19 protein-coding genes are annotated in these 22,332 nt (G+C 69.9%); 8 read left to right on the top strand and 11 right to left on the bottom strand.

Features of this window, described 5'->3' with window-relative positions:
- Positions 1-11: 11 nt before the first annotated feature.
- The gene (gene pulA, locus ACH3VR_RS13300) at positions 12-6,071 is read right to left on the bottom strand and encodes a pullulanase-type alpha-1,6-glucosidase (RefSeq protein WP_397556792.1); all 6,060 of its coding nucleotides are present in this window, start codon (positions 6,069-6,071) and stop codon (positions 12-14) included.
- A 193-nt stretch (positions 6,072-6,264) separates the two neighbouring features.
- On the bottom strand, positions 6,265-7,443 hold the full coding sequence (locus ACH3VR_RS13295; protein WP_397556791.1) for a thiolase family protein: 1,179 nt from the start codon (positions 7,441-7,443) through the stop codon (positions 6,265-6,267).
- 104 nt (positions 7,444-7,547) lie between these two features.
- On the opposite strand from ACH3VR_RS13295, the gene ACH3VR_RS13290 reads away from it, so the two are divergent.
- Both ACH3VR_RS13290 and ACH3VR_RS13285 read left to right on the top strand, forming a co-directional pair.
- Positions 7,548-8,039, top strand: coding sequence for an Hcp family type VI secretion system effector (locus ACH3VR_RS13290; protein WP_397556790.1), 492 nt, complete (start codon positions 7,548-7,550; stop codon positions 8,037-8,039).
- A gap of 97 nt (positions 8,040-8,136) precedes the next feature.
- Positions 8,137-8,364 carry a hypothetical protein gene (locus tag ACH3VR_RS13285; protein WP_397556789.1) on the top strand — a complete coding sequence of 76 codons (228 nt, stop codon included), beginning with the start codon at positions 8,137-8,139 and terminating at the stop codon, positions 8,362-8,364.
- A gap of 3 nt (positions 8,365-8,367) precedes the next feature.
- Here the strand turns inward: ACH3VR_RS13285 and ACH3VR_RS13280 are convergent, their stop codons facing one another.
- From ACH3VR_RS13280 to ACH3VR_RS13260, 5 genes are all read right to left on the bottom strand, one after another.
- Positions 8,368-8,823, bottom strand: coding sequence for a hotdog fold thioesterase (locus ACH3VR_RS13280; protein ID WP_397556788.1), 456 nt, complete (start codon positions 8,821-8,823; stop codon positions 8,368-8,370).
- A complete protein-coding gene (locus tag ACH3VR_RS13275) occupies positions 8,820-9,992 on the bottom strand; it encodes a bifunctional 2-methylcitrate synthase/citrate synthase (protein ID WP_397556787.1) in 1,173 nt (390 codons plus the stop codon). The genes ACH3VR_RS13280 and ACH3VR_RS13275 overlap by 4 nt, the downstream gene beginning before the upstream one ends.
- Before the next feature lie 10 nt (positions 9,993-10,002).
- The gene (gene prpB, locus ACH3VR_RS13270; RefSeq protein WP_397556786.1) at positions 10,003-10,902 is read right to left on the bottom strand and encodes a methylisocitrate lyase; all 900 of its coding nucleotides are present in this window, start codon (positions 10,900-10,902) and stop codon (positions 10,003-10,005) included.
- 121 nt (positions 10,903-11,023) lie between these two features.
- On the bottom strand, positions 11,024-12,550 hold the full coding sequence (locus ACH3VR_RS13265; protein ID WP_397556785.1) for an MmgE/PrpD family protein: 1,527 nt from the start codon (positions 12,548-12,550) through the stop codon (positions 11,024-11,026).
- Positions 12,547-13,218, bottom strand: a complete 672-nt coding sequence (locus ACH3VR_RS13260; RefSeq protein ID WP_397556784.1) for a GntR family transcriptional regulator — start codon at positions 13,216-13,218, stop codon at positions 12,547-12,549. The genes ACH3VR_RS13265 and ACH3VR_RS13260 overlap by 4 nt, the downstream gene beginning before the upstream one ends.
- Positions 13,219-13,406: 188 nt before the next feature.
- Between ACH3VR_RS13260 and ACH3VR_RS13255 the strand changes: the two genes are divergently transcribed.
- The 5 genes from ACH3VR_RS13255 to ACH3VR_RS13235 are packed head-to-tail and all read left to right on the top strand — an operon-like array spanning position 13,407 to position 17,593.
- Positions 13,407-13,973: a hypothetical protein gene (locus ACH3VR_RS13255; RefSeq protein WP_397556783.1), complete on the top strand. Its 567-nt coding sequence runs from the start codon at positions 13,407-13,409 to the stop codon at positions 13,971-13,973.
- 53 nt (positions 13,974-14,026) lie between these two features.
- Positions 14,027-14,950, top strand: coding sequence for an ABC transporter ATP-binding protein (locus ACH3VR_RS13250; RefSeq protein WP_397556782.1), 924 nt, complete (start codon positions 14,027-14,029; stop codon positions 14,948-14,950).
- Complete coding sequence (locus tag ACH3VR_RS13245) at positions 14,947-16,566, top strand: ABC transporter permease (protein ID WP_397556781.1); 1,620 nt, start codon at positions 14,947-14,949, stop codon at positions 16,564-16,566. The genes ACH3VR_RS13250 and ACH3VR_RS13245 overlap by 4 nt, the downstream gene beginning before the upstream one ends.
- 8 nt (positions 16,567-16,574) lie before the next feature.
- Positions 16,575-17,033, top strand: a complete 459-nt coding sequence (locus ACH3VR_RS13240; RefSeq protein WP_397556780.1) for a GbsR/MarR family transcriptional regulator — start codon at positions 16,575-16,577, stop codon at positions 17,031-17,033.
- Between the two features lie 29 nt (positions 17,034-17,062).
- A complete protein-coding gene (locus ACH3VR_RS13235) occupies positions 17,063-17,593 on the top strand; it encodes a ribonuclease H family protein (protein WP_397556779.1) in 531 nt (176 codons plus the stop codon).
- Positions 17,594-17,629: 36 nt separating this feature from the next.
- On the opposite strand, the gene ACH3VR_RS13230 is transcribed toward ACH3VR_RS13235, so the two are convergent.
- The 3 genes from ACH3VR_RS13230 to ACH3VR_RS13220 all read right to left on the bottom strand — a co-directional run bounded on the left by ACH3VR_RS13230 (position 17,630) and on the right by ACH3VR_RS13220 (position 20,129).
- Entirely contained in the window at positions 17,630-18,112 is a 483-nt protein-coding gene (locus tag ACH3VR_RS13230) for an NUDIX domain-containing protein (RefSeq protein WP_397556778.1), read from the bottom strand.
- A 111-nt stretch (positions 18,113-18,223) separates the two neighbouring features.
- Positions 18,224-19,240, bottom strand: a complete 1,017-nt coding sequence (locus ACH3VR_RS13225; protein WP_397556777.1) for an aldo/keto reductase family protein — start codon at positions 19,238-19,240, stop codon at positions 18,224-18,226.
- 136 nt (positions 19,241-19,376) lie between these two features.
- On the bottom strand, positions 19,377-20,129 hold the full coding sequence (locus ACH3VR_RS13220) for an SDR family oxidoreductase (protein ID WP_397556776.1): 753 nt from the start codon (positions 20,127-20,129) through the stop codon (positions 19,377-19,379).
- A gap of 80 nt (positions 20,130-20,209) precedes the next feature.
- Between ACH3VR_RS13220 and ACH3VR_RS13215 the strand changes: the two genes are divergently transcribed.
- The gene (locus ACH3VR_RS13215) at positions 20,210-20,692 is read left to right on the top strand and encodes an RrF2 family transcriptional regulator (RefSeq protein ID WP_397556775.1); all 483 of its coding nucleotides are present in this window, start codon (positions 20,210-20,212) and stop codon (positions 20,690-20,692) included.
- Here ACH3VR_RS13215 and ACH3VR_RS13210 read toward each other — a convergent pair.
- Positions 20,689-22,293 (bottom strand): DUF4407 domain-containing protein, encoded by a 1,605-nt coding sequence (locus tag ACH3VR_RS13210; protein ID WP_397556774.1) that lies wholly within the window; start codon positions 22,291-22,293, stop codon positions 20,689-20,691. The genes ACH3VR_RS13215 and ACH3VR_RS13210 overlap by 4 nt on opposite strands.
- Positions 22,294-22,332 lie beyond the last annotated feature (39 nt).

Genomic DNA, 22,332 nt, shown 5'->3' with positions numbered 1-22,332 from the left:
TGAGCGCATTCTCAGAGGATGAGCACCGGAAGCGGCGCGACCGACCGCGAGTCGGCCCAGCCGTCCGCCCCCGCGAACGTCACCCGCAGCACGTGGGTCCCGCGCGAGAGCTTCGGCAGCGCGATGCTGATCGCACCCTTCGCCGATGCCGCGAGCGGCGCGGTCTGGACGACCTTGCCGTTCTCGGTGACGGTCACCGTGCCCTGCGGCGCGGAGCCGTCGTCTGCGACGACCTTGCCGACGATCTTGACCGTCGTGCCCGACTTGGCGACGAGCGGGTTCGGGGCGGCGAACACCGACGTCGCGACGGGCTGCTTCTCGACGAGCACCGCGACCGAACGAGCGGGCACCGTGACCGCGCCGTTCGAGGCGTTCCACGTCGTCGCCTTCACGACCGCGTCCGAGCCCTTCGCCTGCGCCGGCGTGAGCGCGAAGCCGCGACCCTCGAGCGACGCGATCGTCTGCGTCGTCGCGGTCGGCGACGCGTTGAAGACCACGAGCGCACCCCTGAGCGACGGGTCGACGTCCTTGCCGACCAGGTCGTCGATGAGCATCACGATGACGCCGGGCGTGGCATCCGCCCCGCTGTTCGGGAAGGTGACCTTCTGCTCGATGAGGTCGGCCGAGCCGAGACGGAGGAGCCCCACCTCGTTGCGCACGCGCAGCAGGTCGAGCGCGGATGCCTCGGCCGCGGCCATGTCGGATGCCCCCGGCTTGAGGGCCGGGTTCGCCAGCAGGGGCTTCAGGATGTCCCACCGGTCGCCGTTGTCGGCCTGCATCGGCAGACCCGAGCCGAACGTCGACTCCGTGCCCGTCCAGTCGATGCGGTTGAACCAGTCGCCCGAGTTGTAGCTGTTGTCGTCGAGCGACTTCGACCGCAGCAGCTCCGTCCCGGCGTGCCAGAACGACGGCGACTGCGAGAGCGTCGCGGTGGCGAGCTCGAGCGTGTTCATGCGCACGCGATCGGCCATGCTCGTGCCGACCGGCAGCTTCAGCACCGACAGGTCGTAGAGCGTGTTGTTGTCGTGCGCGTCGACGTAGTTGATCGTCTCGTCGGGCTCGTCGGCGTAGCCCGCGCCGGGGTTGCCGTTGTAGGGGACCTCGGCGCCCGACTTGACCGATCCGTCGGCTGTCGTGAGCCTGTAGTCGCGCAGGTTGCCCGTGAGCCCGAGCTTCACGAGGTCGGTGAGGCCTCCCAGCTGTGCGAGCTGCTCCGCGTCCGTACCGCTGTGCCCGTTGGGGTCGGTCCCGAGACCCGTGCCGAAGCCCTGTTCGTACGTCGAGTCGCGCACAGGGCTGCCGCCGTGCACGCCGTCGCGCAGCCGGTCGTTGAACGTGCCGATGCCCGTGTCGCCGAGCTGACCCTGCGTCGCCTGCTCGAAGAGGGCGTTGTTCGCGACCTCGCCGAAGTTCCAGCCCTCGCCGTAGAGGTAGATCGCCTTGCCGTCGACGCCGTCCTTCCCCCGGGTCAGCTTGTCGAGCGCGGCACGGATCGCGAGCATGTTCGCCTTCGACGCATGACCCATGAGGTCGAATCGGAAGCCGTCGACCTTGTACTCGCGGGCCCACAGCACGACGGAGTCGACCATGAGCTTCTGCGCCACCTCGTGTTCGGTGGCGACGTTCTGGCAGCACGTCGAGGTCTCGACGTTGCCGGCCGCATTGAGCCGCTGGTAGTAGCCGGGCACGACCTGGTCGAGCACCGACCGCTCGCCCTGGCCGGACTCGGCGGTGTGGTTGAACACCTCGTCGAGCACGACCTGCAGACCGAGGCCGTGCAGAGCACCGACCATCGAGCGGAACTCGCCGACGCGCGCTCCCCCGTCGGGATCGGTCGCGTACGAGCCCTCGGGCGCCGAGAAGTGGTACGGGTCATAGCCCCAGTTGAAGGCGTCCGTCGCGGCCACCGCGCCGACGCACGCCTGCTGCTGGTCGGAGTCGGCGGGGAGCGACGCGAGATCGCAGCCGGGCGCCTGCTGCGCCGCCTTGTCCTCCTCGATCGAGGCGATGTCGAACGAGGGGAGGAGGTGCACCGTGTTGATGCCCGCATCGGCCAGCTGCTTCAGCTGCGCCGTGCCCGCGCTCTTCTGCGTGAAGGCGAGGTAGGTGCCCCGGAGGTCCTCCGGCACGGTCTTGTCGTTCGCTGAGAAGTCGCGGATGTGCAGCTCGTAGATCGCACGGTCGACGGGCCGGGCGACGACGGGCGCCGCCGTCTTCTCCCACTGCTTCGGCTTCCACTGCTTGTCGTCGAGGTCGACCGCGACCGAGCGCGTCGAGTCCTCCGTGAGCGCGACCGAGTAGGGGTCGGTGACGTCGTTGGTCTCGATCTTCGCCGTCGTGGGTGCGTAGACGACGACCTGCCAGAGGTACTCGTCGCCCTTGAGGTCGGTCTTGCCCTTGACCGTCCAGGTTCCGGATGCCGCATCCCACGTGGCCGTGTGGCGCGTGGGGTCGCCTGCGCCTCCCGCGGGCCACGTGAGCAGCGTCGCCGTCTGCGCCGTCGGCGCCCACAGCCGGAAGGTCGGCTTGTTGCCCTGGAACGTCACCCCGAGGTCGAGCTTCTCGACCGGTGCGGCGTACAGATCGTCGAGCACGCCGGGGAGCTGCACGCCTGTGAACGCGGTGAGGGCACCGGCGGCGCTGCGCTGCGCGACCATGAGCTGGCCCTTCAGCAGCGAGGCGACGGCATCCCGATCCTGCCCCTCGACGTGGAGCGCGATGTACGACGCGAGCGCGGGGAAGGTCTGCTTCTGCGCGGCCGTGAGACCGCCCGCGATGCGGGTGAGGGCGATGGGGTCACCGCCCGTGACCTCGCGATCGGGTGAGACCGCGAGCGCGGCATCCTTCGAGCCGTACAGCTGCCACGCGGCGTCGGCGGCCGTCGACCCCAGGTCGGCGGGCCACGCGATCGTCGAGGCGTCGATCCAGTGCGCGCGCAGCTCGCCCGTGCCGGCGAGCGGCGGATCAGTCGAGGTCACGGTGAGGATGTGCGTCGCGATGTCGTAGCGGAAGGTCGTGACCTTGCCCGCCGTCGCGCTGAACGAGATGTTCGCACCGCCGGGGGCTCCACCCGCGCCGTAGTTCTCGTCCCACGAGCGGTTGTGGGCGACCTTGACCTCGTACGAGCCCGTCGGGAGGTCGTCGGTCGTGAACTGGAACGTGCCGTCGCCGTTCTGGTCGAACATCATGCTCGCGAGACAGTCGGGCTGCCAGTCGCCGGGGCAGCCGAGTTCGCTCTGCAGCGAGCCGGGCAGCGTGATGACGGGGCCCTGGTCGGTCGAGGTGATGTTCTTCGTGCGGGGGTCGAAGAAGAACTCGACGGAGCCGCCCGCGTGCGTGAGCGAGATGTTGGAGCCGTTCGGCGTGCCGCCGGCGCCGTAGTTCTCGGTCCAGCTCTTCTCGGTCGCGATCTTGAACTCGTACGTGCCCGCGGCGAGGTCGTCGAGCTTCAGGCGCCAGATGCCGTCCTTCTCAGCCATCTGCACGTTGTCGCAGTCGGGCTGCCAGTCGCCGGGGCATCCCGCCTCGCTGTTGAAGCTGCCCGGAACGCTGACGTTCGTGTAGTTCGTCGGCTCCTGCGGCTCGGGCTCCTCCGGGTCGACCGGCTCTTCGGGCGTCGCGGCGAGGTCGACGCGGTTGCCGACCGACGCGTACGTCGATGCGGCGGAGCGGTGGCCCGCGGCATCCGTCGTCACCGCGCGGTACTCGACGAGCGTGCCCGCCGCGAGGCCCTTCACGTCGTGGAAGACGCCGGGCTGGGTGTCCTCGGCCGTGCCGAGGGCGTGCCATGCGTCACCGCCCGCGACGCGCCACGCGAAGCTCGTCTCGCGCCACGAGTCGTCGACATCCGCGGAGACGGCGGCTGAGCCGGTGAGCGCCGCACCCGCTGCGGGCGCCTTCACCGTGATCGGGGTCGCCTCGGCGGGAGCCGTCACGGGCCGGTCTGCCTTGAACACGCGGGTCGAGAGAGCGGGGACGGTGAGGGATGCCGCAGCAGAGGCATCCGTCGTGACGGCGCTTCCTCCGCCGTAGATCGGCGTGAGCGTCGCCCCCGCCGTGAGGGTCTTCAGCGACACGGTCTGATCGGTCGTCTGGTTGTTGGTCGCGACGAGGTACTCGATCTTGTCGCCGCGGTCGACGCGCGAGAAGGCGTACACGCCCGCGCCGTCGGCCGCGTACCGCTCGATCTGGGCGCCGCTCACGAGCGCCGGGTTTGCGTCGCGCAGCGCCGAGAGCTCGGCGATGTGGTCGTAGACGGGAGCGCTCGTCGAGTAGCGGTCCTGCGAGCCCAGACTCTCGCCCGTCACGAGCGGCTGGTTCTCGTACTCGGGCACCTGGCTCGCGAAGAGCGTCTGCCGCGCGGCGCGGTCGCCGCCGTTGCCGGCGAAGCCCTGCTCGTCGCCGTAGTAGACGACGGGCTGGCCGCGGCTGAGGAACAGCAGGTCGTGGGCGAGCTCGTCGCGCTGCAGCTGGCTCGACTTCCCGTTCAGGAAGTAGCCGATGCGGCCCATGTCGTGGTTGCCCAGGAACGTCGGCAGGGCCGTCGCCGACGAGTCGGGCGTCGTGTAGTGGTCGTCGCCCGCGAAGAGGTTCGCAAGGCCCTTGGCCGTGCCGCCCCCCGCGTACGAGCTCGCCGCCGATTGGAACGTGAAGTCGAGCACCGAGTTCATGTCGGTGTCGCGGATGTACGGCGCGAGCTTCGTCGGGTCGGCGTCGTAGACCTCGCCGAACATGAAGAAGTCGGGCTTGCCGTGGGCGTGCGCGTAGTCGAGCACCTGCGTCGTCCACTTCTGCCAGAACTCGAAGTTGACGTGCTTGGCGGTGTCGATGCGGAAGCCGTCGATGCCGAGGTCGATCCACGAGTCGTAGACGTCGACGAAGCCGTCCACGACCTTCGGGTTCTCGGTCATGATGTCGTCGAGCCCGACGAAGTCGCCGTACGTGACGGACTCACCGGCCCACGTCGAGTCGCCGCGGTTGTGGTACAACGTGGGGTCGTTGAGCCACGCGGGCACTTTGACGTTCTTCTCGGCGTCGGAGATCACCGGCGTGTACGGGAACGACGTCGCGGGATCCATCGTGGGGAACGAGTCGGTGCCCGCGTAGGTCGCGGGGTCGAAGGCCTTGCCGTCTGCGTCCTTGTAGGGGCTCGTCTTCTGGTCGATGTAGGTCGTGGCGCCCTGCGCGTACGAGATGACGTCGGCGGTGTGGTTCGTGATGATGTCGAAGTAGACCTTGATGCCCTTGGCGTGGGCGTCGGCGATGAAAGACTCCAGCTCCGCGTTCGTGCCGAGGTGCGGGTCGATCTGCGTGAAGTCGGTGATCCAGTAGCCGTGGTATCCCGCCGACACGTCGGCGCCCGAGCCCTGGACGGGTTTGTTCTTGAAGCTCGGCGTGAGCCAGATGGCGCTCGTGCCGAGGCCCGCGATGTAGTCGAGCTTCGACCGCAGGCCGGCGATGTCGCCGCCGTTGTAGAAGCCCGTGCTCGTCGGATCGAAGCCCGTCGTCAGGCGGTCGCCGTTCAGGCCCCCCTGGTCGTTCGAGGTGTCGCCGTTGGCGAAGCGATCGGTCATGACGAAGTAGAACTGCTCGCCGCTGCCCTTCTGGCGCACAGGCTTCGCGACGAGCGCGTCGTCGTCCGACGTGTAGCCCGCGCGCAGCGATTTCACCTCGATGCCGATGCGGTGCGAGACGTCGTCGAACGTGAACTTGAGCGTCGAGGGACCGCCAACGGTGAGCGGGATGTTCGATCCGCCGCGCGCGCCGTCGGCGCCGTAGTCCTCGTCCCACGAGTCGTTCACGGCGACCTTGTACTCGTAGGAGCCCGCCGGCAGCGTGAACTCGGCGGAGTAGAGGTTCGCCTCCCCCGTGGGCGCGAGCTCGGTCTTCGCGCACTCGGGCTGCCAGTCGCCCGAGCATCCGAGCTCGTCCTGCAGGCTGCCGACGAGGGCGAAGGTGCGGTCGGCGGCCACTGCGGGGGCGGCGGCGGTGATGGCGCCCGTCAGGGCGAGTGCTGAGGCTGTGAGGATTGCGAGCACGCGGCGGCGGCGTGCGGTGGTCGTCTTCGACACTTCAGTGGCTCCCGGGGGAATGGCGGGCACGACGACGTACCCGGCTGCGTGCCAGCGACGCTATCGGCCATCTCATAGGAATGCAAGCGCTTGCACAATGAGGAGCCGCTCATCTACGCTGAGCACACCACGGATGCCTCACAGCTCCGGAGCCTCTCCGGAAGCGCTTACAGCTGCGCGCGAAGAGCTGCTCTCAGAGCCGCTCGATGATCGTCGAGTTCGCCATGCCGCCACCCTCGCACATCGTCTGCAGGCCGTAGCGGCCCCCGGTGGCCTCGAGATGGGCCAGCAGCGTGCCGAGCAGCCGCGTGCCCGAGGCGCCGACGGCGTGGCCGAGCGCGAGCGCACCGCCCCAGGGGTTGAGCTTCGCGGGGTCGCCGCCGAGCTCCCGCAGCCACGCGAGCGGCACCGAGGCGAACGCCTCGTTGACCTCGTACGCGTCGAGGGCGTCGATCGTCAGGCCGCTGCGCTCCAGGATGCGCCGGGTCGCCGGAATCGGCCCCGTGAGCATCATGACCGGGTCGTCGCCGACGACGGCGAAGGAGTGGAAGCGCGCCCGGGGCATGAGCCCGAGCTCGGTCGCCTTCTCCTCGCTCATGATGAGCACACCGGATGCCGCGTCCGTGAGCGGCGACGACGTGCCGGCCGTGATCTTCCAGTCCAGTTCGGGGAAGCGCGCCGCGAGGGCGTCGGTACGGAACGCGGGGGCGAGGCCCGCGAGCCCCTCGGCCGTCGTCGCTGCACGCACGGTCTCGTCGTGGCCGATGATGCCGCCGTCGGTCGGAACCGGAAGCACCTGCCCGTCGAAGCGGCCCTGGGCCCAGGCATCCGCCGCCCTCCGGTGCGACTCGGCGGCGAAGGCGTCGAGCTCCTCGCGGCTCATCCCCCACTTCTGGGCGATGAGCTCGGCAGAGACACCCTGGCCCACGAGGCCCTCGGGGTAGCGGCGGGCGATGCCCGGCGCCGTGCTGCCGCCCTGGCGCGACGAGCCGAGGGGCACACGGCTCATCGACTCGACGCCCGCCGCGATGACGATGTCGTAGGCGCCGGCGATGACGCCCTGCGCCGCGAAGTGGGCGGCCTGCTGGCTCGACCCGCACTGCCTGTCGATCGTCGTCGCGGGCACGCGCTCGTCGAACCCGGCGGCAAGCACGGCGAGGCGCCCGAGGTTCATCGCCTGGTCGCCGATCTGGCTCACGCAGCCCACGATCACGTCGTCGACCTGCGTCGATTCGAGACCGCTCCGCGACAGCAGCGATGACAGCACGAAGGCGGCGAGGTCCACGGGATGCTCCGTCGACAGCGCTCCCCCGGGCTTTCCCTTGCCCGACGGGGTGCGGATGGCGTCGACGATGACGGCGGTGCGTGTCATGCCTCCATGATCACCCCCCACGGCGGTCTCCGGGCCTGGTGCGCCCGGATCGCACGTGGGAGGCTGGCGCCGGGAACGGGGCTTGCGCGCCGAGAGGACGAGACATGGCGGTCGACATCTACCTGGAGCTGCCGGGAATCCCCGGCGCTTCCACCGAGCGTGACCACGAGGACTGGATCGAGGTGACGAGCGCGACGTGGGGCGTGGAGCAGTCCGGGGCGAGCCCCGGCGCCGGGCCCGGCGGCGGGGCGGGGCGCGTTGGCAGGGCGACGCAGCATCCGCTCGTCGTCACCGCCCCGACGTCGATCGCGACGCCGCTCATCTTCGAGGCGATCGCGAAAGGGACGAGCCTGCCGACGGCGCAGCTCGACGTCGTGCAGGCCTCGGCAGGACGCGGCGCCGTCGTGGTGCGGTGGGAGTTCGCCGAGGTGCGCCTCATGCGACTCGACATCTCGGGTGCGGAGCCAGGCTTCGACGACGTGTTCGAGGTCGTCGCCAAGCGCGCCCGGCTCTCGGTCGTTCGGATCGACGATCGCGGCGGGGCCGGGCAGCCCGTGACGCGCGGATGGGACTTCGCGGCCCACCAGGCCTGGTGAGCGACGGGCTCCTGCACAGCCGCGGGAATCACGGCACTTTGCACCGCGGCCACTGGCTTTGTGATCGCCCCATCCCCAGAATGGGAGCGTGGGCCTCATGAACGAACCACAGGTGTGGGTGCTGATCGGCGTCTTCACGACGATCATGCTCGGCGGCATGACCCTGATGACGACGCTCATCACGAGAGCGACGTCTGTCGCGGTCGAGGGGCTGCGCGGAGAGATGAACGCCCGCTTCGACACTGTCGAGACGAAGATCGATCACCTCGACCGCGACGTCACGTTCCTCATGCGCCGCGCCTGGGGCGAGCCCCGCGGCGAGTAGCCGTCAGCCCCGCGACTCCGCCGTGCCGTAGGTCGAGCGCTGCTCGATGACGGCGAGCGTGCAGCGCGAGATGCACACGAGCTTGCCCGCGTCGTCGACGATGCGCACCTCCCACACGTGGCTGCGGCGGCCGATCGCGGCGGGCGTCGCGGTGGCGGTCACCCAGCCGGAGAAGACCGGCCGGATGTGGTTGGCGTTGATCTCCTGCCCCACGACGTGGAATTTCTCGCGGTCGACCGCGAGATAGCCGGCCCACGACGCGATCGTCTCGGCGAGCGCGACCGAAGCACCGCCGTGCAGCACGCCGGCCGGCTGCACCGTGCGGTGGTCGACCGGCATGCGGGCGACGAGCGCGTCCTCTCGCAGCTCGACGAGCTCGATGCCGAGCGTCTCGATGAGCGTGCCGCCGGCCATCGAGTCGAGCTCGGCGACAGCGATATCGCTGTGCCAGATGCTCACACCGCGGCCTCTTCCGCGCGCTCCGCGGCCTCGACCTGCGCGGCATCCGCCACGTAGCCCTCGATGTGCCGCTCGTCGGGACCGTTGTAGGCCGACAGCGGGCGGATGAGCGCGTTGGACGCCGTCTGCTCGATGATGTGCGCCGTCCAGCCGACGACGCGCGCCGCGACGAACAGCGGTGTGAAGGTGAGCGTGTCGAACCCCATGAGGTGGTACGCCGGACCCGAGGGGTAGTCGAGGTTCGGGTAGATGCCCTTACGCGCCACGAACTCGCTCTCGAGCTCGTTGTAGAGGTCCGCGAGGTCGCGCGCGTCGTAGTGGTCGACGAGCGTGGCGAGCGCTGCCTTCATCGTCGGCACGCGCGAGTCGCCCTTCTTGTACACGCGGTGGCCGAAGCCCATGATCTTCCGCTTCTCGGCGAGCGCCTCGTCGAGCCATGGCCCGACGTTCGCAGCGCCGCCGATCTCGTCGAGGGTGTGCATGACGGCCTCGTTGGCACCGCCGTGCAGCGGACCCTTGAGCGCGCCGATCGCTCCGACGACGGCCGAGTAGAGGTCGGCCATCGTCGAGGTGATGACGCGCGCCGTGAAGGTCGACGCGTTGAACGAGTGCTCGGCGTAGAGGATCATCGACACGCTGAACGCGGCCGCCACGATCGGGTCGGCCTCCTCGCCGAAGGTCATCCACAGGAAGTTGTGCGCGTAGTCCAGGTCGTCGCGCGGCTCGACCGGCTCCTGCCCGCGCCGGCGACGCTGGTCGTACGCGACGATCGCCGGCAGCTTCGCGAACAGTCGCCGCGCCTTGCCGAGATCCGACTCGCGCGAGATGTCGAAAGCAGCGGGATCGGATGCCCCGAACACCGACACGGCCGTGCGCACGATGTCCATGGGGTGCGCCTCGAGCGGCAGCAGGTCGATCGCCTGCTTGACGTTCTCGTCGAGCCCGCGATGCGCCCGCTCCTCGGCGACGAACTCGGCGAGCTGATCGTCGCTGGGCAGCTCGCCGTACCAGAGCAGGTAGGCGACGGCCTCGACCGGCTGCGTCGCCGCGAGCTCCTGCACGGGATACCCGCGGTACAGCAGCGAGTTCGTGTCGGGGTTGACCTTGCTCACGGCCGTGTAGTCGACGACGACTCCGGCGAGCCCCTTCTTGATGTCGGCATCCGTCATGTCGTTCTCCTTATCGAGCGATCTGGAAGTTGAAGACGTCCTGGTCGAAGTGGTTGTACGCCTCGTAGTCGATGAGTTCGTACAGGTCGGCGCGATGCTGCATCTCGCCGAGCTTGGAGGTGAGGTGTCCGTCATCCTGCAGCGTGTCGAGGGCGCGGGATGCCGCCCCCATTGCGATGCGCAGCAGTGAGACGGGCCAGATCACGATGTTGACGCCGACGCTGCGCAGCTGCTCGACGCTGAAGAGGTCGGACTTTCCGAACTCGGTCATGTTGGCGAGGATCGGCACGTCGATCGCGGCGCGGACGGCGGCGAACTCCTCGAGCGAGCGCATCGCCTCGGGGAAGATCGCGTCGGCCCCCGCATCCACGAGCGCCTTCGCGCGGTCGATGGCGGCATCCATCCCCTCCACGGCGCGGATGTCGGTGCGCGCCATGATGAGGAAGTTCGGGTCGCGGCGCGCGTCGGCGGCGGCGCGGATGCGCTTGATCGCGGTGTCCTCGTCGACGACCGCCTTGCCGTCGAGATGCCCGCAGCGCTTCGGGTTGACCTGGTCCTCGATGTGCGTGCCCGCCAGGCCCGCGTCTTCGAGCGTCTGGATCGTGCGGGCGACGTTCATGGGCTCGCCGAAGCCCGTGTCGGCGTCGATGATCGCCGGCAGGTCGGTCATGCGCGCGATCTGCTGTCCGCGGCCGGCGACCTCGGTGAGGGTCGTCAGGCCGATGTCTGGCAGGCCGAGGTCGGCCGACAGCACGGCGCCCGAGATGTAGACCCCCTCGAAGCCCTTCTGCTCGATGAGCCGCGCCGAGAGCGGGTTGAAGGCGCCGGGGAAGCGCAGCAGCTCCCCCGACGCGAGCCGCTCGCGGAACGCGCGACGCTTTTCGGCCGCCGAGACGGTGGAGTAGAGCATCAGCCCCTGCCCCCTTCGCCAGACCCGGGCGAATCCACCCAGATCGGATGGATCCGGCGCGGTGATCCGAGTTCGGTGGAATGGCCCGGGATTGGTGAGCCGGAGATGGCGTTGCGCAGCATCAGAAGAGGCCCTTCGGCGCGGGGGCGCCGGCCAGGACGCCCAGCTGCGCGACGATCGTGAGCTGCTGCACCTCTTCGGGGCTCAGCTCGGGCAGGCGCTGGGCGAGGTCGAGGAAGCGCTCGATCTCGTCGGCCGACAGCACGGGCTCGGCAAGGAGGCGGAACTTGCGCACGTAGTCCTCGCGTGCGAACGGGCGGGCCCCGAGCGGGTGCGCGTCGGCGACGGCGATCTCTTCGACGAGCTCGCCGCCGTCGGCGAACGTGATGACGACGCGGCCGCCGAACGCCTTCTCGTCCGGGTCGTCGGAGTGGTAGCGGCGCGTCCACTCCTCGTCCTCGGCCGTGGTGATCTTGTTCCACAGCTCGACCGTGTCGGGACGCGAAGCGCGCTCGGGCGTGTACGAGTCGACGTGGTGCCACCCGCCGTCCTGCAGCGCGACGGCGAAGATGTACGGGATCGAGTGGTCGAGCGTCTCCCGGGATGCCGTCGGGTCGTACTTCTGCGGGTCGTTCGCGCCCGACCCGATGACGTAGTGCGTGTGGTGGCTCGTGTGCAGCACGATCGAGGCGACGTTGTCGGGCGCGAACGCGTCGGGGTGCTCGTTGTGGAGCTTGCGGGCCAGGTCGATCCACGCCTGCGCCTGGTACTCGGCCGAGTGCTCCTTCGTGTACGAGTCGAGGATGCCGCGCTTGGCCTCCCCCGGAGCGGGCAGCGGCACGTCGTACGAGGCGTCCGGACCGTCCAGCAGCCACGCGATGACGCCGTCCTCGCCCTCGTAGATCGGGCTCGGCGACGTCTCGCCGCGCATCGCGCGGTCGACGGCCTCGACCGCCATCTTTCCCGCGAACGCCGGAGCGTGCGCCTTCCACGTCGAGATCTCGCCCTTGCGCGACTGCCGCGTCGCGGTCGTCGTGTGCAGGGCCTGCCCGACGGCCTGATAGATCGTCTCGGCGGCAAGACCCAGGAGCGTGCCGATGCCGGCGGCTGCCGACGGCCCGAGGTGCGCGACGTGGTCGATCTTGTGCTTGTGCAGGCTGATGGCGCGCACGAGGTCGATCTGGATCTCGTACCCCGTCGCCAGGCCCCGCACCAGCGCCGCGCCGTCGGACCCGACATGCTGCGCGACGGCGACGATCGGCGGGATGTTGTCGCCCGGGTGCGAGTACTCGGCGGCCAGGAACGTGTCGTGATAGTCCAGCTCACGCACCGCGACGCCGTTCGCCCACGCCGCCCACTCCGGCGACGAGCGCCGCTCGATCGGGCACCCGAACACCGTCGCGCCGTTGCCGCTGATCGACACCGGGTGGTCGAGGGCCTGCTGGCGGGCCGCGCTCACGGGCGCACGGGTGAGGGATGCCGCGGCGACAGCCGCGTTGTCGATGACGCGGTTGATGATCATCTCGACGACGTCGGAGTCGACCTCGACGGGGTCGACCGCGACCTCCGCGATCTTCCAGGCGAGCTGATCCTCGCGCGCGAGATTCTCCTCGCTGCGGTGGACGCGGACGTGATGCGTGACGGTCATGCTGCTCCCTGGTGGTGGTTGCCCGTGGTCGAGCCCGTCGAGGCGTCGAGCGAGCCGAGGATGCTGGCCAGTGCGTTGTGAAGATGCACGTGCGTCGCGTGCGCGGCGAGGTCCGCATCGCGCGCGGCGATCGCCGAGGCGATGAGCCGGTGCTCGGCGACTGATGCGGTGAGCCGGCCCGGGTTGTCGCGCGCGAGCCGGCGGACGCGGACGAGATGCGTGCGCACGGTGCGCAGGGCCGAGGTGAGGTAGTCGTTGGCGACGGCGGCGTCGAGCGCCTCGTCGAAGCGGGCGATCAGCGCGTAGTAGTCGTCGGTCGCGGCGGCGCCGTCGAGGGATGCCGCGGCGAACTCCCGCGCGAGGAGCGCGAAGTCCGCGGCATCCCCCCGCTCCGCCGCGAGGCGCGCCGCCGTCTCCTCCAGCGCGCGCCGCAGCTCGAAGAGCCCGCGGATGTCGCCCGCATCGACGTCGCTGACGACCGTGACGCGCGGCGACTGCTGCACCACGAGCCCGTCGGCGGCCAGCCGGCCGAGCGCTTCGCGCAGCGGCGTGCGGCTCACGCCGAGCCGTGACGCCTGCTCGACCTCGCCGATGACGGCGCCCGGTGCGAGGCGCCCCGACTGGATCTCGTCGAGGAGCGTCAGATAGGCGCGATCGCTTGCCCGCATGTACGCACCTCCTCGCTCGCCACCGAAGACAGTGTATACATAATCCGTTCTTGTCAGCACTGCGGGGTCGGAAAACAGCGGATGCGTATACAGACGCATCGGTCCCTAGGGCATTCGCCCGATGGTCCGTGTCCGGCGCGCCGGTGTACGGTCCGGAGCAGCGGGGGCCCGAACAAGGGAGATCCACGATGCACACTCGCACGACCGCCGCGATCGGATCGATCGCCGTCGTCCTCCTCGCTCTCTCGAGCAGCCCTGCGATGGCCGTGGGACTCACGGAGATGGGCCATTTCGACGACCTCAACCACGAGAGCTACACAGCGCACGATCCGAACCTCTGCGACGGGATGCTGTCCTTCCCCGTCGAGTGGAACGAGAACGCTGTCGGCACGTATCGCATCGTCGAGCGCAAGGGCCAGCTGTATGAGTCGTTCAACGGATCGTTCATCGGAACCTGGACGAACGTCGACACGGGGCTGGGCTACCACTACAACCAGCGGCTGAACAGCGGCGACCAGAACCTCGTGCCGAACGACATGGGCGGCTTCACCCTCACGTTCACGGACCGGTTCAACGTCTTCTGGACCGACGACCTCGGCCGCGCCAACCTCCACGACGCGGGCGCCAACACCGTCACGATCGAGGTCGACCAGAATCGCGACTTCGTGAGCTTCATCGACAACCGCGGGCGCGGGCGCGCCGACACCGAGGGCCGCGACTTCTGCGCCGACCTGATCGAGTTCACGACGCCGTGAGGATAGCGTTAGGAATCTTCACAATATTGTGAATTCGGCGTAGCGTGCGGGGCATGACCGAAGTCATCCGCACGAGCGGCCTCACCAAGCACTACGGCCGCGTCCACGCTCTCGACGGGCTGGACCTGGAAGTCGAAGAGGGACAGATCCACGGATTCCTGGGACCGAACGGCGCAGGGAAGTCCACAACGATCCGGGTCCTGCTCGGGCTCGCCCGCGCGACAGGTGGCGAGGCATCCGTCTTCGGGATGCACCCGTGGACCGATTCCGTCGCCATCCATCGCCGTGTCGCCTACATCCCCGGAGACGTGAGCGTCTGGCCGAACCTCTCCGGCGGCGAGGCGATCGACCTCCTCTCGCGGCTGCGCGGCGCCGACCGCCGCGACACCGTCTACCGGTCCGAGAAGGAGCGCCTCATGGAGGCGTTCCAGTTCGACCCGCGCAAGAAGGGCCGGACGTACTCGAAGGGCAACCGGCAGAAGGTCGCGCTGATCGCCGCCTTCGCCGTGCCGGCCGATCTCTACATCCTCGACGAACCCACGAGCGGCCTGGATCCCCTGATGGACGTCATGTTCCGCCGCGAGGTCGCGCGCGTCCATGCCGCCGGCGGGACGGTGCTGCTGTCGAGCCACATCCTGTCCGAGGTCGAGCAGCTGTGCGATCGCGTGTCGATCATCCGTGCGGGCCGCGTCGTCGAGACGGGCACCCTCAGCGACATGCGGCACCTCACGCGCACCGAGGTCTCGTATGAGGGCACGGATGCCGCGCCCGTCGCTGCGCTCACCGACGTGCACGATGCGCTCGTCGATGACGGACGCGTGCGCTTCACGGTCGACAGCGACCGGATCGCCTCCGTGCTCCCCGAGCTCGGCCGGCTGGGCGTCGCCGGCCTGCGCGTCGCGCCCCCCTCGCTCGAAGAGCTGTTCCTGCGGCACTACGGCGACGACCTCGCCGTACTGGAGGGGAACCGGCGATGAGAAGGCTCTCCACCCTCCTCGCACAGCGGCTGCGGCGCGACTGGCTGCAGCTGACGCTGTGGATCGTGGGCACGATGGCTCTCGCGCTCGCGGGCCTGAACGGTGCCGCCAACACCTACGGCTCCGAGACGGAGCGCACCGCGCTGCTGGCGACCGTCATGGCCAATCCCGTCATCCTGCTCTTCCGCGGCCTTCCCTCGGGGCCCGACGAGTCGGCGTTCATCGTGTTCCTGCTGATGCCCTTCCTCGTCATGATGGCGGCGTTCATGAGCACGTTCCTCGCGGTGCGCCACACGCGCGGCGACGAGGAGGCGGGACGGCTCGAGATCGTCGCCGCCACGACGGCCGGGCGAACCGTCCCGACCGTCGCCACGATCGTGCACGGAGTGCTGGCGAACGTCGTGCTCGGCGTGCTCGTCGCCGGCGCGTTCCTGGCCGGCGGCTCGCCGACCGAGGGGTCGCTCCTCGCCGGATTCACCGCGGCGTGCGGCGGGCTCACCTTCCTGGGAGTCGCCCTGCTCGCCGCGCAGCTCATGCGCACGTCGCGCGGTGCGAACTCCCTCGCGGTATGGGTGCTCGTGGTGAGCTTCTTCATCGCGGGCATCGGCAACGCCGTCGGCACCCCGAGCGACGACCTGACGCACATGGAGAGCTCCTCGCTGACATGGCTCTCGCCCTTCGGCTGGGCGGAGAACACGCGCGCGTTCGACGAGAACCTGTGGTGGCCCGCGCTGCTGTGCCTCGGGGCGTTCGTCGTGCTCGCCGGAGCCGCACTCGCACTGCAGACGGTGCGCGACCTCGGTGCGAGCATCCTCCCCGAGCGACTCGGCCGCTCGAACGCGCGACCTGCGCTGTCGTCGACGACGGCACTCGTCACGCGGCTCGCGACGCCGTCCCTGATCGGCTGGGCCGCGGGAGCCTTCTTCGCAGGCGCACTTTCGACCTCGCTGGGCTCCGTGGTGAACGAGATGGGCTCGGACAATCCGGCCGTCGCGGACATGCTCAAGGCGCTCTCGGCCGAGGCAGACCTCGAGCAGGCGGTCGTCGTCGTCTTCTTCACGATGGTGGGCCTGCTCGCGGCGTGCGCGGCTGTGCAGACCGTCGCCCGCGCACGCCAGGAGGAGGCGCACGGCACGGCAGAGCCGGTGCTGGCCACTCCCGTCGACCGGGTCCGGTGGCTCGCCGACTTCGTCGTCATCGGGCTCGTGTCGGTCGTACTGACCTGCGCCGCCGGCTTCGTCGGCGCGTGGGCGGGCGGGGCAGGCTCGGACAGCGGCGCGGACCTGACCCGCAGCGCGTTCATCGCCGCATCCGGGCAGGTGGTCGCGGCATCCGTCTTCCTCGTGGCCACGGCGCTCATCTTCACGGTCGCGCCGCGGTGGACGATCCCGCTCGGCTGGACCCTCGTCACCGCCGCCATCGTGTTCGGCCTTTTCGGCCCGCTGCTCGGCATGCCGGAGTGGGTCACGAACCTCTCGCCGTTCTCCGTCGCACCCGTGCCGAGCGGCGACGAGGTGGATCTCCGCGGGCTGTGGTGGCTGCTCCTCGCCGTCGCGGCGGGCGCCGTGACATCCTTCTCCCTCATGCGCCGCCGCGAGCTGGCCTCGGCGGGATAGGACGCGACGTGGGGGCCGAGCATCCCGGAATCGAACCTGCTGAGCAGGCGGCCGCGATGATGACGGCGGCCGGGATGCCGCGCATGCCGGCGCGCGTCATGATGGCTCTCGTCGCGGCCCCGGCCGATGGCTACACGGCTGCCGATCTGGGCGAGCGCCTCGGGGTCTCGGCGGCCGCGATCTCGGGAGCCGTGGGCTACCTCCAGCGCGTGCACTTCATCCGGCGCCGATCTGTGCCGGGCGATCGACGCGATCGCTACGAGCTGGTGCCCGAGGTGTTCTACGGGTCCATGACGAGCAACACCACACTGTACGAGCGCACGGCAGACCTGATGGACCGCATCGCGGAGGAGGCGGGCGACGACTCGGCCGCACACGACCGATCGCGGGAGATGGCCTCGTTCTTCCGGTTCCTTGCGAAGCGGATGCCCGAGCTCGTCGCCGAGTGGGTGGACGCACGCCGCTGAGCGCACCGGTGCCGGGTAGCCTTGCCCGAGTGACTTCCGACGCTCCCTACATCGTGGCCACCGACGGCGCCTGCAAGGGGAACCCCGGACCGACAGGATGGGCGTGGGTCGCCGAGGACGGCCACTGGGCCGCGGGCTCGCTCGTGACGGGCACCAACAACATCGGCGAGCTGCTCGGACTGCTCAAGGCGATCGATGATCACCGCGACGTCGCGAACCTCGTCGTGCAGGCCGATTCGAAGTACGCGATCGACACCTACACGAAATGGATGGACGGCCACCGCCGCCGCGGCTGGAAGACCTCCACGGGCGCCCCCACGAAGAACGTCGACCTGCTCGAGCAGCTCATCGAGGCGCGCGACGCGCGCCGCGCGGCGGGGCTCCCCGACGTCGTGCTCGAGCACGTGCGCGGGCACTCCGGCCACGTGCTGAACGCCTGGGCCGACGAGCGCGCCGTGCGCGCCTCGGAGCACGCCGCGAAGGGCATCGCGTCGGCGTGGTCGTCGCTCGGCGCGCAGGATCGCATCGACGTCACGACGCGCCCCAAGAACGGGCGGTGACCCTTCGACAGGCTCAGGGACCGCCCTCCGACAGGCTCAGGGACGGGAAACCTCGGCCAGGTGCTTCTCGAGGGCGTCGAGGGCGGGGCGCTGGCCCTTCACGAGCTTCTCGCGGGCGGCGGGGAGAGGCATCCACTCGACCCGGTCGACCTCGGGGAACGACTGCCGGCGCCCCGAGCGGGGCGGCCACTCCAGCTCGAACTCGCCGAACACGAACTCGACCGGCGTGAACGATGAACCGTCGGCGACGAAGACCGTGATGCGCTTGCCCGACGAATAGGCCCACGTGCCGAGCTCCGCGAGCGGGCCGCCCGGCGGTGCGACGCCGAGCTCCTCGAGGAACTCGCGCTGCGCCGCCTCGACCGGCGACTCGGAGTCGGGGTCGTACTCGCCCTTCGGGATCGACCAGGCGGCTTCGTCCTTCGCCGCCCAGAACGGACCGCCCATGTGCGCGATGAGCACTTCGGGCGCGGCATCCGTCACCCGATAGAGCAGCAGGCCCGCGCTGTGAACCGGCATGTCTCCCCCTCGAACGACGGAACGTCGGAGATTCGACCGTCCGTCGGAGGAATCACCGGGATTCCTCCGACACTAGGCCGTATCTCCGACGTTGCGTCTGTGGGCGTCGAGTCAGGCGCCCGGACGGCCCTTCGGCGAGACCTCGTACGTCTTGGCGCCGTCACGCTCGGCGACGTCGTGCAGCGCGTCGTTGATGGCGGCCATCGTGTCGGCGTCGAGCTTGACGCCCGAAGCCTTCACGTTGTCGGCGATCTGCTCGGGACGGGATGCTCCGACCAGCGCCGCCGCGACGTTGGGGTTCTGCAGCACCCACGCGATCGCGAGCTGCGGCATCGTGAGGCCCGCGTCCGAGGCGATGGGCTTGAGCTTCTGCACGGCTTCGAGCACGTCGTCGCGGAGGAGGCGCGAGATGAACTGGGCGCCGCTCTTGTCGTCGGTCGCGCGCGAGCCCTCGGGCACGGGCTGCCCGGGCAGGTACTTGCCCGAGAGCACGCCCTGCGCCATGGGCGACCACACGATCTGCGAGATGCCGAGCTCCTCCGAGGTCGGCACGACCTTCTCCTCGATGACGCGCCACAGGGCCGAGTACTGCGGCTGGTTGGAGACGAGCTGGAATTTCAGCTCCGCAGCAAGCGCGGCGCCTTCGCGCAGCTGCTCGGCGGTCCACTCCGAGACGCCGATGTAGAGCGCCTTGCCCTGCCGCACGATGTCGGCGAACGCCTGCATCGTCTCCTCGATGGGCGTCTCGTAGTCCCACCGGTGCGCCTGGTAGAGGTCGACGTAGTCGACGCCGAGACGCTTCAGCGACCCGTTGATGCCGTCCATGATGTGCTTGCGCGACAGGCCCTGGTCGTTGGGCCCCATGGGTCCGATCGGCCAGTAGACCTTCGTCAGGATCTCGAGCGATTCGCGCCGCTGGCCCTGGATCGCCTTGCCCAGCACGACCTCGGCCGCCGTGTTGGCGTACGTGTCGGCCGTGTCGAACGTCGTGATCCCCGCATCGAGGGCTGCGTGCACCGTCGCGACGGCGGCGCCGTCGTCGACCTGCGAGCCGTGGGTGATCCAGTTGCCGTAGGTGATCTCCGACACCTTGAAGCCGCTGTTGCCGAGGTAGCGATATTCGACCATTCCCTGATCTCTCTCCTGATCTCCGTGCGCAGCGCAGCACACCAGACGGTGCCGCCGTCACTGCTCTGTCACCCTAGGCATGCGAGCGGTGAGAAGTCCAACAACTCCAGGCGATGGGATTCAGAACTCTCGGCGATCAATCGGTGGAGGTCGCAGCGAGCCACTCCTCGAGCGTCTCGGGGTCGATGACGGCCTCGCCGACCGGCACCAGACTGAGCTCGCCGACCTCGCGCCCGAAGTAGCCCGCGCCCGCATCGGCGACGACCTCACGCCCGTCGCCGGCGGCGACCAGCACGCGTGCGACGAGATCGGAGATCGGCGCACGCTCGGGTCCGGCGATCTCGACGCTGCCTGCAGGTGCCGCGGTCGCGGCATCCGCCACGGTCCGCGCGACCGCCGCGGCGGCGACGGGCTGCATGGGGCTCGGCGTGATGCGGACGACGCCGTCGACCGTGCCGGCCTCGGCGATGTCGGCGAGGAACTCGAAGAACTGCGTCGCACGCACGATCGTGAAGGGCACGCCGCCCTCTTCGATGAGCCGTTCCTGCACGACCTTTCCCGCGAGGTAGCCGCGCGCGGCGGGATCGCGGTCGACGCCCACGATCGAGAGGGCGACGTGGTGCCCGACGCCCGCACGCTTCTCTGCGGCCAGCTGATGGCGCGTCGAGGCCTCGAAGTAGGCGATGGATGCCTCCTGCGCGAAGTCGCGGGGATTCGTGACGTCGACGACGGCGTCGGCGCCCGCGAACGCCTCGTCGAGGCCCGCCCCTGTCGCGGCATCCACCCCCGTCGACGGCGACGCGGCGACAGCCTCGTGACCGCGCTCTTCCAGCAGCGCGACGACCTGCCTGCCGATGAGACCCGTTCCGCCCAGTACGACGATCTTCATGCCCGCTCCTTACTCGGATAGCTTCTGTCCGAGTTCAAGATACTCGGACATGTCCTATCCGGGTCAAGTACCATTTCGGCATGAGGATGTCGGGCGGCGTCGAGTGGGCGGTGCACTGCTGCGTCGCGCTCACCGACGTCGACAGGCCCGTGCCGGCCGCGACCCTCGCGAGGCTCCACGACGTGTCGATGAGCTACCTCGCGAAGCACATGCAGGCCCTCGCCCGGGCGGGACTCGTGCGGTCGGTGCAGGGCAAGGCCGGCGGCTACGCGCTGACCCGCTCCCCCGGCGACATCACGGTGCTCGACATCGTCATCGCGATCGAGGGCGCTGATCCGCAGTTCACGTGCACCGAGATCCGGCAGCGGGGTCCGCTCGCCGCCTCGCCCGAGGACTGCCTCCGAGCCTGCGCCGTGCATCGGGCCATGCTCGCCGCCGAGCAGGCCTGGCGCGAGTCCCTCCGCGGCGTGACCGTCGCCGATCTCGCCACGACGGTCGACCGGGACTCGGGCCCCGACGTGCTCCGCGGGGTGCGCGCCTGGCTGACGGCTTCTGCGAGCTAGGCCTCGGCACCGCGGGCGATGTCGGCCCGCTCCTGCCAGCTGCGCGCCGTGACTCGGTCGAGCGCGACCTGACGGCGCAGGGCGTCGGCCTGCTCGTACAGCGACGGCGGGCCCCAGCTCGTCAGCACCTTCACGATCACGGGCAGGAGCTCGATCATGAAGAACAGGATCGCGATGAGCCAGTGCGCCCACGCGAGCGTCGGCTCCTTGGCCGACAGCCGCTCGAGGCCGCTGATCTGGCTGAGCAGGCCCACAGCCCCGGCGTTGCCGCTCGCGACCTCGGCGGCACGGGCGTCGTACGCCGCGAGCGCGGCCTTGTACTGCTCGCGCGCCGCGGGCAGCTCGTCCTCGGCCTGCTTCTTGTTCTGCGCTTCCGACGCGCTCGCGTTCGCCGTGCCGTCCGCCTGCGCGTCGGCGAGCGCGGCCTGCGCGGCGGTGAGCTTCGCGGCCAGGTCGTCGTAGGCGGCCTGCGCGGAGGCGAGCTGGTCCTTCGCGGCCGTCGAGCTCGCACCCTCGCCCGCGACGCCGGTGCAGCCTGCGACCTCGCCGGACCCCTGGCCGGTGAGCTCGCACTGGTACATCGCGCGAGCCTGGTCGATGACCTGCTGCTGGGCCGCGAGCTTCGCGGTGAGGTCGTCGACCGTGGCCTGCGCCGAGGTGGTCGCCGCGGAGGTCGTGTCGGCCCCCGCGACCACGCCGCTGGCGGCCTGGCTCTCCAGCGCCGAGACACGCTCGCTCGCGGCATCCAGCGCTTTCTTCTCAGGGCCGCTGGTGACGGCATCCTGATCCGACTGCGCCTGCACGAGGTTCGTCGCCGTCACCTCGCGCGCGATGTCGTTGTGGAACACCTGCAGGACGAGCGGCTCGGCGACCACGATGCCGATGACGGCCGCCATGATGATGCGGGGGATGGCCAGCCCGATGAGCCGGCCGATGCTGTGCGTCGAGCGCATCGTCGAGGTGAGGAAGCGGTCGAGGTTGAAGATGATGAGCATCCACACGATCGCGAGGGGCAGCGCGCCCCAGGCGACGATCCGCACGCCGGTGGTGAGGGCGAAGTACATCGAGATCGCCGAGATCAAGGCCGTGCCGGCGATCACGAAGAACATCTGCACGAAGCGCGGCTGCTCCGTGGGCACCTGGTCGAGCACCGAGCCGTCGGCGCCGCCGAGGATCGCGAGCCGGCGCCAGCCCGACCCGCGCGGGCTCTTGGCGCGTTTGACGCGCTTCGCGCGGACGGGAGCAGGGGATGCCGCAGGCACGGCCTCTTCGGCGACGTCGCCTGAGATCGGCTCGTCCGCCATCGGCTCGTCGAAGGCGCCCCACTCGCCGATCGTCGGCTGCTCCTCGGTGGTGGGCTCGGCGGCGATCGCGACGGGCTGCGTCGGATTCATCGCGAGCGCGTCCTCGAGGAGGTCACGGGTCATGGGGTACGGGTCCTCAGGGCCTTCATCGTCGTATCGGTCGTCGCGGGGCTCGCCCGCCGCCTGCTGTGCGCGCACGTCGTCGAGGTAGAGATCCTCCGGCGTCTCGCCGTCGATCCCGAACTCGATGCGGCCGTCGGAGCCGAACCTGCCCGGCCGGTGTGCGGAGAAAGACATCCCGACAGCCTAGGAAAGGGAACCTGTGCGCCAGGTGTA

This window comes from Microbacterium alkaliflavum, from assembly GCF_044325405.1.
Classification (GTDB): domain Bacteria; phylum Actinomycetota; class Actinomycetes; order Actinomycetales; family Microbacteriaceae; genus Microbacterium; species Microbacterium alkaliflavum.
This window is presented reverse-complemented; position numbering and strand designations above follow the sequence as displayed.